We start from the raw sequence: 14619 nt of genomic DNA on the forward strand, positions 1-14619 counted from the left end.
GACGTCGGCAGTTTGCCCCACAAACTCGGCACTCTGCACTGAGATCGGCACATCGCTGGACCGATCTCGACGCCAACTGCCGAACTCAAGATGCGGCACTCTGAGGTCGGCACGTAGCTCCGACGGCGGCACAGGCCTGGACCGACCTCGACGCAGAGTGCCGACTTCGATGCGAACTGCCGACCTCCGGGCGGGGTGACGGTGTCGAATTCCGCCGGGCTCGTTCGTCGTGGTGGTGAGGTGGCGGCCGATGATCTTCAGCGTGGTCGGTCGTCAGTACCTCCGGGGGCGCCGTCGCGCGGCGCTCCGACCGGACCGTCGTACGAGGAGACCCCATGACCACGGCACACGAGCACCACTCCGCCACCAGCACCACGTCCGACGGCGCCACGTCGTCGGCGTCCGCGGCACCACCCGTCGTCGACCGGGCGACCTGGCAGGCCGCCCGCGACGAGCTGCTGCTGCGGGAGAAGGCGCACACGCGGGAGGCCGACGCCATCGCGGCGGCGCGACGTCGGCTGCCGATGACCGAGGTCGACGCGGGCGCCGTCGTCGTCGGGGCGGACGGGCCCACCACGCTGCTCGACCTGTTCGCGGGCCGCGAGGAGCTGGTCCTCTACAAGCACATGTGGCACCCGGGCGAGCCGGCCGAGAACCAGTGCGAGGGCTGCACACTGACCTACTGGGCGGTGCAGGACCCGGCCTACCTGACGGCGCGCGGCGTCTCGTTCGCGGTGCTCGCGAAGGCGCCGTACGCCGAGCTCGCGCCGTTCGTGGAGTTCATGGGCTACCCGCGGCACTGGTACTCCGTGCTCGACCACGCCGAGAGCCACGCCGCGGACGACGTCCTGGGCGGGGACGACTTCGGCACCTGGGTGTGCTTGCTGCGCCGGGGCGACCGCGTGTACCTCACCAACTCGGTCACCGGACGCGGCTCAGAGGCCACGATGCCCGCCCTGGCGCTGCTCGACATGACGGCGCGCGGCCGCATGGAGTCCTGGCAGGACTCCCCCGCGGGCTGGCCGGAGGGCAAGGCGCCGGGCTGGTTCTGGCGTGCCGACGAGGACGGCGTCGGGAACAGCTGGTCCGGCGGCCGCCCGGCGATCCAGTGGAGCCGCCCGGGCGCCACCCCGGTGACGACGCCGGCCCACCACCACTGACGAACCGCCGCCGAACCACAACCGCCGCGCCGCCCCAGCACCCGGCGTTGCCCAAGGTGCGCTTCTACCCAGTCATTGGGCCCGAAATCGCGGCGTTTCGGGGGCCAATGACTGGGTAGAAGCGCACTTCGACGGCTGGCGGCAGCGCGGGCGCGTAGTCGGTGCACTCCAGGTGTGACCGCGCGCAGGACCCAGTCACTGCTCAGCGCGCAGCGCGAGACGGTTGAGTACTGAACCTGCAGCACCAGATGGCTGGGGTCTGGACAGCAATACGACTTCGGTCGGGAGTATTGACACCGGTCCGTTGAAGGACCGGTGTCAAGGCAGCCGACCGAACTCGGCAGCGCTGGCGCGCAGGTGTTCGGGCGGGTGCTGAAGGGCAACACGAGATCGGTCAGGTGCCTTGAGACCGGTCGGTTGAGGGACCGGTCTCAAGGCAGCCGACCGATCTCGGCAGGGCTGGTGCGCGGGTGTTTGGGCGGGTGCCGAAGGGCAGCACCAGATCGGTCAGGAGCATTGACACCGGTCCGTTGAAGGACCGGTCTCGAAGCTGCCGACCGAACGCGGCAGGGCTAGTGCGCGAGTGTTCGGGCGGGTGCTGAAGGGCAAACACGAGATCGGTCGGGAGTATTGAGACCGGTCCGTTGAAGGACCGGCCTCGATGCAGCCGACCGATCTCAGTCGCACGACCCCCGTTTGGCGCCTCCCGGTGTGGGCCCGGTGTGGCCCCGGAGCTGCGGGTCAGCGCTCCTCGGCGCGGATCGCCGCTCGGACGCGGGCCGAGCGGGAGCCCACGCGGTTCGTGGCTCCGGTGCGGTAGGCGCGGGCCTGCTGGTCGGCGTGCACGCCGGCCGCACCCGACCGGGCATGTTCGGCGCGCTCACGCACAGCCTCCGCCGGGAGCGCGTGCCGGTACCGCGCGCGGTTCTTCCTGGTGCTGCTCACTCGTCTCACCTCCGTCCGGTGCTCAGCGACGCCCGACCGTACCGGCCAGGGCGCTACGCGGTCAGCGGATTTTCGTGCCGTGTTGTTCCCGCTGGTCAACGGCCCGTCCCGGACTCGGCATACTTGCGCGGATGACCACCGCAGCGCAGCATCCGGTCCGGTACGTCGACGTCAAGCACGCGCCCCGGCGACACGCGCGCGCCGCCGAGCCCGGGGTAGTCCAGCCCGACGTCGGCCAGCCGCAGACCGGCCGGACCGAAGAGTCCGCACCCGGCCAGGACCCCGACGCCGCGTCCCTGCGCCTCGCCTACCGCGAGGCGGGCGACCCCGCCGCCCCGGTGCTGCTCCTGCTGCACGCCCTCGGCGAGAGCTCCCTGTCCTGGGACCCGCTGCTGGGCGACCTCGCCGCCCTCGGCTACCGCGCGCTGGCCCCGGACGCCCGCGGGCACGGCGACAGCGACCGGCCCGGGCAGTACTCCTACGAGCTGATGACGGCCGACACGCTCGCGTTCTGCGCGGCGCTGGGCGTGACAGACGTGAGCGGCCTCGCCGTCGTCGGGCACTCGATGGGCGCCGTGACGGCGGCCCTGGTCACGACGGCGCTCAACACGACCGACGCCGGCGCCGAAACCAGCACCGCCGCGAGCGCCCCCGGCCCCGTGACCCGGCTCGTGCTCGAGGACGCCACCCCGACCCGTCCGGGCGGCCCCCGGTTCGAGCCGTTCGACGAGCCCGACCACCCCGTGCCGTTCGACTGGCCGCTGGTCAACGCCCTGCGCGCGCAGCGCAGCGACCCGGACCCGGCCTGGTGGGACGACGCCCTGCGGATCACCGCGCCGGTGCTCGTCGTCGCGGGCGGGCCGTCGAGCAACGTGGACCAGGCCGAGCTCGCCGACTTCACCGCCGGAGTCGCCCGCGGGAAGCTCGTCGAGATCCGGGTGGGCCACATGGTGCACGACGAGGCGCCGGACGAGTTCCTCGCGGTGGTCACCGACTTCCTGCGGCGGTAGCCGGGCGGGCGGCAGCGGCCGCTAGCGGTCCCGGGCGCCCGACGACAGGCTCCCGCGGACCGCCGGGTGCAGCATCAGGGTCACGCCCGCCAGCACGAACAGGATGTGCAGCGCCCGGACCACCGGGAACAGCGGCGAGACGTCGCCCTCGAACGCGGTGGACCAGGAGGCGCCGTCGGCCAGGGCGGCGGCCATGGGCAGCAGCATCGAGGCCAGCCCGACGACGCCGAGGCCGAGCAGCAGGGCCCACCACGCCCACCTGCGACCGCGGGCCAGGTACCAGGCGCAGGTCAGCGCGACGGCGAAGACCAGGCCGCGCAGCAGGACCTGCGGCAGGAGGCCGTCGTCGGCCCCCGGCTGGGCGAGGAGCGAGGTGACCGCGACGACGGCCTCGGCGATACCCGCCAGGACGGCGAGGGCGAAGGCGCCCGCCGCGGCCGTCCGGAGCGACCGGCCTGTGAGCAACGTGTGCGGTGCGGTTTCGGTCATGCGTCCATCCTGGTCAGACGACGGCGGCCGGACCAACCGGCTGTCCTCCGTCCTGGGGGTGGGTTATCCCCACCGGGCCGCGTGGGAAGATGCAAAGGTCATGAGTTCGCGCCCCCTGCTCCCCCACCTGCGCCGGATGTTGCACGTGGGGCCGTACGGCGGGGAGCTGCCCGTGGCGCTGCGGGCCGCCGCGTCCGTGGCCGTGCCGATGCTCGTGCTGTGGGCGACCGGGCACCTGGAGTGGTCTCTGTACGCGACCTTCGGGGCGTTCACCAGCCTGTTCGGCCGCACCGTGCCGCTGCGGCCGCGCCTGACCCAGCAGGTCCAGGCGGGCGCCGCGCTGGTCGCGTCGGTGCTGGTCGGCACCCTGATCGCCGTCCTGGCCTCCGCCGTCCCGGGTACCGGCTGGCTCGTGGTGCCGGTCGCGGCGCTCTGGGCCACCGGCGTGGCGGTGCTCTCGCACCGGCTGCGCTGGCACCCGCCGGGGCCGCTGTTCCCCGTGTTCGCGCTGGGCGCCTGCTCGTCCGTGCCGTCCGGTCCGGGCCAGGTGCCGGTCGCGCTGGCCGTCGCGGTCGCCGCCGTCGTGTTCGCGCTCGCGCTGACGGTCGCGTTCGCGCGGTTGGAGCCGGGTGGGCCGGTTCCGGTCGAGGCGTCCGGCGTTGCCGTCACACCTGGCCCGACGTCGGGCCCGACGTCGGCTGCAGGCACCGGGCCGGAGTGGACGTGGTCGCACTACCTCGTGCGGTACGCGGTCGGGGTCGCCGTCGCGGGCGCGATCGCGATCGCCGTCGGGCACCCGTACTGGGCGATGGTGGCCGCCGTCGTGCCGATGTCGGCGCCCGACGCGTCCGGTGCGCTGATGCGCGCCGCCCAGCGGCTGGCGGGCACCCTCGTCGGCGTGGTCATCGCTTGGGCGCTGCTCACGGCGGGGCCGCCGCCGCTGGTCGTCATCGCGGTCGCGGCGCTGCTGCAGGCCGGGGCCGAGCTGTACGTGGGCCGCAACTACGCCGTCGCGATGCTGTTCATCACGCCGCTCGCCCTGTCGATGACGCACCTCGCGAACCCCGTGCCTGTGTCCGGCCTCGTCGCCGACCGGGCCCTGGACACGCTCATCGGTGTCGCCGTCGCGGTGGCGATCACGCTCCTGACCCACGAGGGCCGCCAGGACGCGGCGGGCTGATCCCCTTCGAGACCTAAGTTTCTCCTCTTTGAACCGGCTGAAAGCGAAGAAACTTAGGTCTCGAAGGAGAAGAGGCAGACGGCGGTCAGGCGTCGTCCGGGAGGCGCAGCGGGCCGACGGCGACCCGGGCCAGCTCCCCGATCGCGGCGTCGACGCCGGGCAGGTGCCGCTCCGGCCGGGCCGCCCGCGTCAGCACGACGACGCCCACGAGGTGCTCGTGCGGGAACCGCACCACCGCGGCCTCGTGCCGCAGCCGCCCGAGGGTGCCGGTCTTGCCGAGCAGCACGACGTCGTCGTGCGGGAACCCGCTCCCCACCCGGTGCCGCCACGCCTGGTTCGCCAGCGCGTCGCGGACCAGCTCGTGCGCGGGGCCCGGGCGTGACCACAGGAGACGCAGCACACGGCCGAGCTGCCCGGCGGTCGCGGCACTCGCGAAGGCCGGGTCGTACTGGGTGGTGCCGGCGGCGCGGTCAGGGTCGGCGAGCGAGCGCTGGGCGGCGGCCCAGCTGTCGGTCCCGGTGTCGCGCATGACGGCGCGCGTCTCGTCGGCCGAACCCTGCCGCACCAGGGTCTCGGGCAGGCCGAGCCCGGCCAGCCGCTCGTGCACGCGCTCCCGGCCGACGAGCGCCAGGAGCGCGTCGCCGCACGCGTTGTCGGACACGGCCAGCATCAGCCGGACGACGTCGCGCGCCGTGAGCAGGACGTCGTCCAGCAGCATCGCGACGCCCGTCGGGCCCGGCATGCGGGTGTGCGCGGGGAGCCGGACGGGCTGGTCCGCGGAGAGGTCGCCCGCCGCGACGAAGTCGGCCCAGACCAGTGCGAGCGGCAGCTTGTAGAGCGACGCGACGGCGACCGGCTCGGTGTCGTCGACGGCGACGGTCCCGGGCGGGCCGGTCAGGCGGGTCGCGTGGACGCGCGCGGTGACGCCCGCGTCGCGCGCGATCCCGCGCAACGTCGCGACGACGGCGGGGTCCGCGGCGGGGCGTTCGGCGCTGGGGCCGACGGCGGGGTCAACGGTGAGGCCGGCGGCAGATTCGGCGGTGCGGTTGACGGCGAGGTCGGGGGTCTGGTCGACGGCGGGACCAGGGCCGACGTCGTCCGCGGCCGTCATGCGACCGTTCCGAAGTACGACTGGATCGCCGCGGCGACGCCGTCGTGGTCCACCTCGGGGCGACGCTGCGCGGAGTGCGGGAGGGCGACGCGCAGGCGCAGCGGCGGGCCGGGCATTCCGAGGTACCCGGGCTCCCCGGCGTCCGCCGACGGCGCCGGATCGGCATCCGGCGCCGAAGCAGGTCCGGCGGCCCGCGAGGGCACAGGCACCAGACCCGCGGCGACACCCGCCGCGACCAGCGCCCGGCGCTGCGCCGCGTCCCGGGCTTCCACGACCGCGCCGCCGTGTCCGGCCCGGCGCAGGGCGTCGACGAGCTGGTCGTGCGCGGGCGGCTGGTGGTGCCGGGGCGGCACGGCCACGGGCAGCGTCACGGCGGGCAGCCCGGTCCCGCCCGCCGTCCTCGGTCCAGCGGCAAGCGCCGCTCCCCCGCTCGACGCCGCACCCCTCGCCGGCCCCGCACGACCCGCCACCACCTCCGGCACCACCACCCGCGTCGGCACCACGAGCACCGGCCCCGCCGTCAGACCGTCGAGCACGCCCGGGTGCCGCACGAGCCCGACGTCGAGCAACCCGTCGCGGAGCAGGTCCACGACCTCGACGCTCCCGGCGACGGTCGGCGCGACTGGGGCGCCGTCGGCCGCGAGCGCCCGGAGCATGCCGGGTATGCCGTCCTCGAGGTCGGCGGCGAGGCCGAGCCGTACCTGCTCGGGCAGGGCGAGGTCGCGGGCGGCGGTGACGAGGTCGTCGGCGGCGTCGAGCAGGTCGCGGGCGGCGGGCAGGAGCTGCTGGCCGGCGGCCGTGATGCGGACGCCGCGGGCGTCGCGGTCGAAGAGTCGCACGCCGAGGCGGCGTTCGAGGCGGCGGATGCCCTGCGACAGGGGCGGCTGGGTCATGCCGAGGTCGGCGGCGGCGTTGCCGAAGTGCCGGGCGTCCGCGACGGCCCGGAAGAAGCCCAGGTGCTTCAGGAGGTCCACGCGCGGAGCCTACCGAGGGGTCATATCAAGAACGACTCGGAGCGCGTCGGTAAGACTCTTTGACTCTCGCGCAGCCCGGTCGCGAAGGTGTGCCGCATGACGACACCCACGACATCGAGGCGGGGCCTGAGCCGCCGCACCCTCATGACCGGCGCGGGGACCGCGGCCCTGGGCGTGCTCGGCGGCGTGACCGGCGCGCGGGCGCTGGGCGCGACCCCCGCGACAGCCGCGACCCCCGCAACACCCACGCCCCCGACCGGCTTCGCCACGTTCTCCTGGCTGGGCACCTCGGGCTGGAAGATCCATACGCCCACCACCACCGTTCTCCTCGACCCGTACGTCACCCGCTTCGACACCGGCCTGGCCAAGGGCGCGTTCGACGCGACGACGAGGCTGCGGGTCGACGCCGCGGCGCTCGACCAGGCCCTCGGCGCCCCCGGGACCGCGGACGGCGCCGTCGACTCGATCCTGGTGACCCACACCCACTGGGACCACTTCTCCGACGTGCCGCACCTCGCCCGCACGCGCGGCGCCATGGTGTTCACGACCCTGACCGGCTACCACCTCGCCCGGGCCATGGGCGTGCCGCAGGGGCAGCTCGCAGTGGTGCGCGGCGGCGAGGAGATGCACCTCGGCGACCTGGTGCTGCGGGTGGTGCCGTCGCTGCACAGCCGGACGGCGTCGGGCGCGCTCCTGTTCCCCGGCGTGCACACGCAAGCGCCGCGCCGGCCCCGCACGATCGCGGACCTGCCGGAGGGCGACACCCTGTCGTACCTGCTGCGCTCGCCGGGTGGCCGGTCCGTGCTGCTCCTCGGAGGCAGCGACTACGACGACCAGGCGCTGCGCGGCCTGCGCGTGGACACGGTCGCGCTGCCCGTGCCCAGTACGGACACCACCGCCGACTTCGCGGGCCGCCTGCTGACGGCGCTGGAGCAGCCCCGGCAGGTCGTGCTGGTGCACTGGGACGACTTCGAGTCGCCGCTGGCCAACCCGCCGCAGGCCGGCGAGGAGACGCGGCGCAGGATGGACGACCTGACCGCGCGGATCCGCCGGATCTCGCCGCGCACCGAGGTGGTGGTGCCGCGCTACGGCGTGCCGCTCGACCTCCTCTGACGCCGTTCGGGCCGCCCGGTGCGGGCCGGGCGGCCCGGCGCGGATGCTCCCCGTGATCTCTCATCACGGACTGCCTCGGCGAACGCCCGCCGCGGACGTAAGATCACGCGGTCGGCGGCGCGTCGAGGATGATTCGGTCCGCTGCGGGGTGAACTTCGGGGACGCTGATCGAGATTGCTTGACGGGCGAGCAAATAAATCAATACCGTATCCGTTGCCGGTTTTTAATGCGCATTAGAGGCCGTTCGTTGCATCCCCTGCAGAAAACCGGAGGAGCCCGACGATGAGCCCACGACGACGTGCGACTCAGGTGGACATCGCGCGAGCAGCGGGCGTCTCACAGGCGACGGTATCTCTGGTGATCAGCGGCGGCCACGGCAGCGAACAGGTCGCCGAGCACACCCGCGCGGCGGTGCTCGACGCGGCCGCGCGGCTCGGCTACACGGTCAACACCGCGGCGCGCAGCCTCAAGGGCGGCCGCAACCGGATGCTCGGCCTCTACACGTTCGAGTCCGTGTTCCCCACCGACCAGCGCGACTTCTACTACCCGTTCCTGCTCGGCGTCGAGCGGGCCACCGCCGAGCTCGGGTACGACCTGCTGCTGTTCAGCTCCGTCAGCCCCGGCCCGCGCCGCTTCACCTCCGACGGGATCAACCGGCTCAAGGTCGCCGACGGCTGCGTGCTGCTCGGCCGGCAGGTCGACCGGGCGGACATCGCCGAGCTGGTCGGAGACGACTACCCCTTCGTGTTCGTCGGACGGCGCGAGCTGCCCGGCGTGGAGCTCTCCTGGGTGGCCCCGGACTACGTGGACGCGACGTGCGCCCTGGTCCGCCGGCTGACCGGTCTCGGGCACCGCCGTCTGGCCTACCTGCGGCCCGACGACGACCAGGAGCCCACCCGCGACCGTGAGGCGGGCTTCCGCGCGGGCGTGGCCGACGCCGGGCTGCCGGAGCAGGAGGTGCACGTCCTGCCGGTCGGCTCCGCTCCACGGGTCGACGGGGTCGGCGAGGTGCTGACCGGGCCGCTCACGACGCTGCTGGACGCCTGGCGCGCCCGCGACGTCACCGCCGTCCTGGTGGACCCGGGCGAGAACGACCGGACAGTCGCCGTCCTGGAGCAGGCCGCCACGGGGGCCGGGATGCGCATCCCCGAGGACCTCTCCGTCGCCGTGCTCGGCGACCCCTCCCCGCCTCGCTCGGCCGACGGCTCCGCGGGGCTGCCCATCTCCACCCGGGACTGGACCCGCTTCGCCCTGCCGCGCGAGGCGCTGGGCCGCGCCGCCGTCCACCTCCTGCTCGACCTCCTGGCCGACGACGGCGGCAGCGTGCGGCAGCTCCTCGTCCCCTGCACCCCGGTCGACGGCGAGACGGTGGGCAGCCCGCGCTGAGGTCCGCCGTCGGGCCGAGGCCGGAGATGCGGGCGCGGAACGGTGCGGGCGCACCCGCCGAAGGGTGCGAGACTGCCCGCATGCGTGACGACGAGTGGTCCCGGCAGCGGGCCGAGGCGGTCCGGGTCCAGGGCGAGCGGCTCGCCGCCCGGCAGGACGCCGAGCACACCCGCGCCGAGGCGATGCTGCGCGACTTCGTGGCCGCCGCGGACGCCGCCGGTCTCGCCGCCGAGGACCTCGTGGTCCAGGGCTACGGCGGGCGCGGGACGGCGCGCACCGGGCTGAAAGGCTGGTACCTGCGCGTCGACCGCACCGCGGGGGTCAGCACCGACGGCGACTTCTACGTCCTCACCGCGCCGATCGGCCTGCTCGACCGCGTGCGCGGCATCCGCCCCGAGGCGCGCCGTCCGCCGCTCACGCTGGGCGCGGGCGGCAAGGACGGCGAGTCCATGCCGCTGGCCGACGTCCTGAACCGGCTGCTGCCGGGGTGGCGCGGGCACTGAGCAGCCGGGCGCGTCCGGCGCCGTCGGACGGCGAACCCGGCCGAGCCCTCAGCCCGCCGAGCGGCCCAATGCCTCCCAGCGTCGCCACCCGGCGACGCGCTCCTCGGTGATCGGCAGCACGGCGTCGGCGGCGAGGTCGCCGACCAGGATGCGCAGGGGCGGCTCGTCGGCGTCGACGACGGCGAGGACCACGCGGGCGACGTCCGCCGGCGACGACGAGCCCGGCGGGTGCCACGCCGCGGCGCGCAGCGCGTCGTACGCGGGGAGCTGCGCGGCGCGCACCGCCGACTCGTCGCGCCACGCGGTGTCCACGGGGCCGGGCTCGACGAGCGTCACGTGCACGCCGAACCCCGCCACCTCCTGGGCGAGCGACTCCGACAGGCCTTCGAGCGCCCACTTCGACGCGCTGTAGCCGCCGAGCCCCGGCCAGGCCGCGACGCCGCTGGAGCTGGAGACCTGCACGATGTGCCCGGAGCCCTGGGCGCGCAGCACGGGCAGCGCCGCCTGGGTCACGTGCAGCACGCCGAACAAGTTGACGTCGAGCTGCGCCTGTAGCTGGGCGGGCGTGATCTCCTCAACGGTGCCGAACAGGCCGTAGCCCGCGTTGTTCACCACGACGTCGAGGCGGCCCAGCGCCTGGGTTGCCTCCTGGACCGCGGCCCTGACCTGGTCGGGGTCGGTCACGTCGAGGCGCAGCGGCACGACGGCGCCGCCGTGCGCGGCCACGAGGTCGTCGAGGGCGGCGAGGTCCCGCGCGGTCGCCGCCACGCGATCGCCGCGCTCCAGGGCGGCGACCGCGATCGCGCGCCCGAGCCCGCGGCTCGCGCCGGTGACGAACCAGGTCCGGGCCGTCGGTGCGCTCGGCGGGGACGGCGCGGTCGTCGCGGACGGTTCCGGGGTGCGCAGGGTGTCAGCCGCCATGGGCGTCATCGTGCCAGGCGGGCGGGTCGCGTGTCGCCGCGGGTGGGGCCGGTGGGCGGGTGCGTGGGGGCGATTCCGTTGCGCGGGGCTGTCGGGTGGGGCTGTCGGGCGGCCTGTCGGGTGGGACCGTTGCTCGGGAACGTCAGGCAGGCCTGTCGGCACGACTGTCGGCTGGGGGCGTCGTGCGAGTCAAGGACGCCCGGGCCGGGCACGCCGCGCGGGCACTAGGCTCGCGGCATGCCCGTGGACGACGTCGACACCCGGCCCGCACCGGCGCGGTCCCTGACCCGCCGCGAGCGCCTGCGGCGGCGGACGGTCGACGAGATCGTGGAGCGGGCCCTGGACCTGGTCGACGGCGGCGGGGCGCACGGCTTGTCGATCGCGCAGGTCAGCAAGGCGATGGGCATGACGCCGCCCGCGCTGTACCACTACTTCCCGTCCCGGGACGCGCTGCTGGACGCCCTGGTCCTGGCCGCGTACACGGACCTCGGCGCCGCCGTCGAGGCCGCGGCGGAGGCGGCGTCCGACCGGCCCGCCCCGGACCGGGTGGCCGTGATCGCCCACGCGTGGCGCCGCTGGGCCGTGGACTATCCCCGGCGCTACGTGATGCTGTTCACCGGCAGCCGCCGCGAGGCGGTGGACCCGCTGGCGGACGTCGGCCCGATCCGCCACAGCATGCTCGCCCTGGTCACGGCACTCCAGGAGCTGGTGCCGGACGGCGGGGGCGGCGCGAGCCGGGACGACGCGGGCCGGGTCGACAGCAGTGCCGACGAAGCCGCCGCACCGGCCAGAGGTGCTGCGACGACCGGGGGCGGTACGTCCCGCGGAGCCGCTCCGGCAGACGAAAACGAGGCGATCGTCGAACCGGGGCTCGACGCCGACCTGCTGCGATGGGGGCAGTCGCTGGGTGCACCACCGGAGACCGCGCCGGACGCCCTCCGGCTGGCGCTGTCCACCTGGTACCGCGTGCACGGGCTGGTGTCGCTGGAGCTGGTCGGCGGGTTCGGCACCATGGGCCTGGACGGCGCCGCCCTGCTCACCGCGGAGATCGAGAGCCTGGTCCGCGAGTCCGCCCGCTGAGCCCCGGCTGTCAGCCGATCCGGCGTCGGGCCAGCCGGTCGGTCGGTCGGTCGGTCAAGTGCGCTTCTAACAGGGAATTGGCCCGCCACGCACGGTGTTTTCGGGCGCAATCGCTGGGTAGAAGCGCACCTTGCCCGCGGCCAGTCATCGCCCCACAGTCAGCACCGGACCCGTCGAGCGCCGGCCAAAGTTCACGCCCCCGCCGTCTCCGCGTGCGTCGTCAGGAACTCCCGGACCAGCGTCGCGACCTCGTCCGGCTGGTCGAGCGTCGACAGGTGCCCTGCTCCCGGCAGCACCGCCGTCCGCGCGCCGGGGGCTGCCGCGACCGCGGCGTCGAGGTCGGGCTGGAGCACCAGCGGGTCCTCGGAGCCGCGCACCCACAGCGTCGGCACCGACATCCGGTGCAGGGCCGGGAGAAAGTCGGTGCGCATCGCGAACGGCCCGAACGCGAGCGCCTGCCAGTCGTCGAGCCCGGGCTCGCGGTGCCGGTGCTTCTGGTCGGCCTCCTGCCGCGCGATCTCGATCGCGCGCTCGAGGCCCGGGGTGTCGGCGCCGTACTGCAGGTTGTCGACGAACGAGCGGCGGACGGCGCTCGACGACCGGGCCAGCCACGTGGTGGTCGCACGGAGCGCACCGGGCGTGCGGGTGAACAGCCAGGTCAGGAACTGCGCCGGACGCCGCGCGCCGAGCCCGCCGGGCGCCAGCAGCACGGCGGCGGTGATCCGGTCGGGGTGGTCGAGCGCGGTGCCGATCGAGACGCCGCCGCCCATGGAGAGCCCGACGAGCGCCGCCTGCCGGATGCCGAGCTCGTCGAGCAGCCCGATCACGACCCGCTGGAGCAGCGCCTGGTCCACGCGACCCGGCCAGGGCCTGCTGCCGCCGTGGCGGGGCAGGTCGATCGCCAGCACCCGGAAGTGTTCGGCGAGGACGGGAGCGACGTGCATCCAGTCGAGCTCCGCGGTGTCGAGCATCGCGCCGTGCAGCAGAAGGACGGGCGGCGCGTCGGGGCGTCCGCTGCTGTAGAGGCGGACCGGGCCGCCGGCCACGGTCAGGTCCCGCACCTCGTCGAAGGTGGTGGTCGTGGTCATGGCGCCTCCTGGTCGTCGTGGGCTCGAGAAGCGGCACGGCTCGCCTCGGCATCGGGGCCGACGCCGGAATCGCCCGCGCCGCCCGAAGCGCCGGCGTCGATCCCGACCCGCACCAGGTCCGCGACCACCCCGAGCGCGGCCCGGAGCTGCTCCGGCGTCAGCGGCCCGATCAGCGCCGACGCCGAGAGCAGACCGATCGTCACGCTCGACAGCGCGAGCGAGACCGCCTCGGGGTCGACGTCGGCCCTGACGTGCCCGGACGCCCGCAGCTCCTCGATGTGCCCCGTGATCCACCGGAACCGGGCGCGGTACCGCTCCGGGCCGACAGCGCGCACGTGCTCGCCGAGCACGGCGCGGTCGTCGAGCATCGCCGCGGACATCAGCGGGTCGTCCAGCAGCGCCTCGACGCCCGCCCGGTACAGGGCGCTGAGCGGGACGGGGCGCGGCAGGTGCGCCGTGAGGGCGTCCACGCGGTCGCCGAGGCGGGCGGTCGAGCGCTGCAGGACGGCGTCGAGCAGCTCGTGCTTGCCCGCGAACTCGCGGTAGACGCCGCCCTTGCTCACGCCCGCGGCGTCGGCCACGGACTGCACGGACATCGCGTCGAAGCCGCGATCGAGCACGAGCCGTTCGGCGACGTCGAGCAGCGTGCCCCGGCGGTCCGGGATGGTCGGTCTGGGCATGTCGCACCTCCGTAGTGACCCAAACTACCGCATGGGTCACTACGGAGGTGCGTGCATCAGGACACGAGCACGACCTTGCCGCCGGAGTGCCCGCCGTCGACCATCGCCTGCCCCCGCGCCGCCTCCGCCAGGGGCAGCACGTGCGCGACCGGGACCACGACCTCGCCCCGGGCGACGAGCCCGAGCAGCTCGGCGAGGTCCGCGGCCGACGGCGAGGCCTCCTCCGAGAACTCCACGCCCAGGTCGTGCGCCGCGTCGTCGGCGAGGGTGAGCACCCGGTCGGTGCCGCCGCGCAGCTCGATGCTGTCGGGGAGCACGCCGGCGCCGGTCGTGTCGAGCACGGCGTCGACGGCCGGCACGAGGGAGCGCACGCGGTCGACGAGCCCGTCGCCGTACGCCGTCGGCGTCGCCCCGTACGCCGCGACCCGCTCCTGGTTGGCCGGTGAGGCGGTACCGACCACCCGCACGCCCGCCGCGACGGCGAGCTGGGTCACCAGCCCGCCGATACCGCCGCTGGCCCCGTGCACCAGCAGGGTCTCCCCCGGCTGCGGGCCAAGGAGGCGCAGCGCCCGCCGGGCCGCCTCCCCCACCACGGGCAGCGCCGCCGCCTGCGTCGGGGCGAGCCCGTCGGGCACCGGGGCCCACCGTCTCAGGGTCGCGAAGTCCGCGGCGCCTCGGCTGGTCCATCCCGTGACGCGGTCGCCCGGCGCGACGCCGACGACGTCCGCCCCCACCTGGTCGACGACGCCCGCCACCTCCAGCCCGGGCGACCCGGGCAGCCGCGTGCGGAACACGGACTCCATGGCCCCCGAGCGGACCTTGCCGTCGAAGGCGTTCAGGCCCACCGCCTCGACCCGCACCCGGATCCGGCCGGGGCCGGCCTCCGGCTCCGGGACTTGACCGAGGTGCAGCACCTCGGGTCCGCCGAACTGGTCGTACACCACTGCGCGCATCGTGCGTCCTTTCCGTCAAGGACAGT

General features: G+C 74.9%; 15 protein-coding genes. 7 read left to right on the forward strand and 8 right to left on the reverse strand.

Translation table 11 applies throughout. The features are described 5' to 3' along the window. Window positions 1-335 precede the first annotated feature (335 nt). Entirely contained in the window at window positions 336-1160 is an 825-nt protein-coding gene (locus tag FHX71_RS10365; protein WP_182615969.1) for a DUF899 family protein, read from the forward strand. Between the two features lie 741 nt (window positions 1161-1901). Here FHX71_RS10365 and FHX71_RS10370 read toward each other — a convergent pair. After that, window positions 1902-2105 carry a hypothetical protein gene (locus FHX71_RS10370; protein WP_182615971.1) on the reverse strand — a complete coding sequence of 68 codons (204 nt, stop codon included), beginning with the start codon at window positions 2103-2105 and terminating at the stop codon, window positions 1902-1904. A 131-nt stretch (window positions 2106-2236) separates the two neighbouring features. Here FHX71_RS10370 and FHX71_RS10375 point away from each other — a divergent pair, with 131 nt between their 5' ends. Continuing rightward, window positions 2237-3115: an alpha/beta fold hydrolase gene (locus tag FHX71_RS10375; protein ID WP_182615972.1), complete on the forward strand. Its 879-nt coding sequence runs from the start codon at window positions 2237-2239 to the stop codon at window positions 3113-3115. A 21-nt stretch (window positions 3116-3136) separates the two neighbouring features. Here the strand turns inward: FHX71_RS10375 and FHX71_RS10380 are convergent, their stop codons facing one another. Further along, window positions 3137-3604 carry a hypothetical protein gene (locus FHX71_RS10380; protein ID WP_182615974.1) on the reverse strand — a complete coding sequence of 156 codons (468 nt, stop codon included), beginning with the start codon at window positions 3602-3604 and terminating at the stop codon, window positions 3137-3139. Between the two features lie 100 nt (window positions 3605-3704). On the opposite strand from FHX71_RS10380, the gene FHX71_RS10385 reads away from it, so the two are divergent. Further along, window positions 3705-4784 (forward strand): FUSC family protein, encoded by a 1080-nt coding sequence (locus FHX71_RS10385; protein ID WP_246402491.1) that lies wholly within the window; start codon window positions 3705-3707, stop codon window positions 4782-4784. Between the two features lie 85 nt (window positions 4785-4869). Here FHX71_RS10385 and FHX71_RS10390 read toward each other — a convergent pair whose 3' ends face one another. Both FHX71_RS10390 and FHX71_RS10395 read right to left on the reverse strand, forming a co-directional pair. Then, on the reverse strand, window positions 4870-5895 hold the full coding sequence (locus FHX71_RS10390; RefSeq protein ID WP_246402493.1) for a serine hydrolase: 1026 nt from the start codon (window positions 5893-5895) through the stop codon (window positions 4870-4872). Continuing rightward, entirely contained in the window at window positions 5892-6869 is a 978-nt protein-coding gene (locus tag FHX71_RS10395; RefSeq protein ID WP_182615976.1) for a LysR family transcriptional regulator, read from the reverse strand. The genes FHX71_RS10390 and FHX71_RS10395 overlap by 4 nt, the downstream gene beginning before the upstream one ends. A gap of 96 nt (window positions 6870-6965) precedes the next feature. Between FHX71_RS10395 and FHX71_RS10400 the strand changes: the two genes are divergently transcribed. The 3 genes from FHX71_RS10400 to FHX71_RS10410 all read left to right on the forward strand — a co-directional run bounded on the left by FHX71_RS10400 (window position 6966) and on the right by FHX71_RS10410 (window position 9871). Further along, the gene (locus tag FHX71_RS10400; RefSeq protein WP_246402494.1) at window positions 6966-7982 is read left to right on the forward strand and encodes an MBL fold metallo-hydrolase; all 1017 of its coding nucleotides are present in this window, start codon (window positions 6966-6968) and stop codon (window positions 7980-7982) included. 282 nt (window positions 7983-8264) lie between these two features. After that, a complete protein-coding gene (locus FHX71_RS10405; protein ID WP_182615978.1) occupies window positions 8265-9368 on the forward strand; it encodes a LacI family DNA-binding transcriptional regulator in 1104 nt (367 codons plus the stop codon). A gap of 80 nt (window positions 9369-9448) precedes the next feature. Then, entirely contained in the window at window positions 9449-9871 is a 423-nt protein-coding gene (locus FHX71_RS10410; RefSeq protein ID WP_182615980.1) for a hypothetical protein, read from the forward strand. 48 nt (window positions 9872-9919) lie between these two features. Here FHX71_RS10410 and FHX71_RS10415 read toward each other — a convergent pair whose 3' ends face one another. After that, window positions 9920-10792, reverse strand: a complete 873-nt coding sequence (locus FHX71_RS10415) for an SDR family NAD(P)-dependent oxidoreductase (RefSeq protein WP_182615982.1) — start codon at window positions 10790-10792, stop codon at window positions 9920-9922. A 237-nt stretch (window positions 10793-11029) separates the two neighbouring features. Between FHX71_RS10415 and FHX71_RS10420 the strand changes: the two genes are divergently transcribed. Continuing rightward, entirely contained in the window at window positions 11030-11872 is an 843-nt protein-coding gene (locus FHX71_RS10420) for a TetR/AcrR family transcriptional regulator (RefSeq protein WP_182615984.1), read from the forward strand. 191 nt (window positions 11873-12063) lie between these two features. Here the strand turns inward: FHX71_RS10420 and FHX71_RS10425 are convergent, their stop codons facing one another. The 3 genes from FHX71_RS10425 to FHX71_RS10435 are packed head-to-tail and all read right to left on the reverse strand — an operon-like array spanning window position 12064 to window position 14593. Beyond that, the gene (locus FHX71_RS10425) at window positions 12064-12960 is read right to left on the reverse strand and encodes an alpha/beta fold hydrolase (RefSeq protein WP_182615986.1); all 897 of its coding nucleotides are present in this window, start codon (window positions 12958-12960) and stop codon (window positions 12064-12066) included. Next, the gene (locus tag FHX71_RS10430; RefSeq protein WP_246402495.1) at window positions 12957-13640 is read right to left on the reverse strand and encodes a TetR/AcrR family transcriptional regulator; all 684 of its coding nucleotides are present in this window, start codon (window positions 13638-13640) and stop codon (window positions 12957-12959) included. The genes FHX71_RS10425 and FHX71_RS10430 overlap by 4 nt, the downstream gene beginning before the upstream one ends. 56 nt (window positions 13641-13696) lie before the next feature. Further along, window positions 13697-14593: an NADP-dependent oxidoreductase gene (locus FHX71_RS10435; RefSeq protein WP_182615988.1), complete on the reverse strand. Its 897-nt coding sequence runs from the start codon at window positions 14591-14593 to the stop codon at window positions 13697-13699. Window positions 14594-14619 lie beyond the last annotated feature (26 nt).

The organism is Promicromonospora sukumoe, assembly GCF_014137995.1.
GTDB classification, from domain to species: domain Bacteria; phylum Actinomycetota; class Actinomycetes; order Actinomycetales; family Cellulomonadaceae; genus Promicromonospora; species Promicromonospora sukumoe.

Excerpts from the sequence above, each read along its gene's own strand:
- FHX71_RS10400 (WP_246402494.1), top strand. The coding sequence starts at position 6,966 with ATGACGACACCCACGACATCGAGGCGGGGCCTGAGCCGCCGCACCCTC.
- FHX71_RS10415 (WP_182615982.1), bottom strand. The coding sequence starts at position 10,792 with ATGGCGGCTGACACCCTGCGCACCCCGGAACCGTCCGCGACGACCGCG.
- FHX71_RS10420 (WP_182615984.1), top strand. The coding sequence starts at position 11,030 with ATGCCCGTGGACGACGTCGACACCCGGCCCGCACCGGCGCGGTCCCTG.
- FHX71_RS10430 (WP_246402495.1), bottom strand. The coding sequence starts at position 13,640 with ATGCCCAGACCGACCATCCCGGACCGCCGGGGCACGCTGCTCGACGTC.
- FHX71_RS10390 (WP_246402493.1), bottom strand. The coding sequence starts at position 5,895 with ATGACGGCCGCGGACGACGTCGGCCCTGGTCCCGCCGTCGACCAGACC.
- FHX71_RS10385 (WP_246402491.1), top strand. The coding sequence starts at position 3,705 with ATGAGTTCGCGCCCCCTGCTCCCCCACCTGCGCCGGATGTTGCACGTG.
- FHX71_RS10365 (WP_182615969.1), top strand. The coding sequence starts at position 336 with ATGACCACGGCACACGAGCACCACTCCGCCACCAGCACCACGTCCGAC.
- FHX71_RS10410 (WP_182615980.1), top strand. The coding sequence starts at position 9,449 with ATGCGTGACGACGAGTGGTCCCGGCAGCGGGCCGAGGCGGTCCGGGTC.
- FHX71_RS10435 (WP_182615988.1), bottom strand. The coding sequence starts at position 14,593 with ATGCGCGCAGTGGTGTACGACCAGTTCGGCGGACCCGAGGTGCTGCAC.
- FHX71_RS10425 (WP_182615986.1), bottom strand. The coding sequence starts at position 12,960 with ATGACCACGACCACCACCTTCGACGAGGTGCGGGACCTGACCGTGGCC.
- FHX71_RS10375 (WP_182615972.1), top strand. The coding sequence starts at position 2,237 with ATGACCACCGCAGCGCAGCATCCGGTCCGGTACGTCGACGTCAAGCAC.
- FHX71_RS10380 (WP_182615974.1), bottom strand. The coding sequence starts at position 3,604 with ATGACCGAAACCGCACCGCACACGTTGCTCACAGGCCGGTCGCTCCGG.
- FHX71_RS10405 (WP_182615978.1), top strand. The coding sequence starts at position 8,265 with ATGAGCCCACGACGACGTGCGACTCAGGTGGACATCGCGCGAGCAGCG.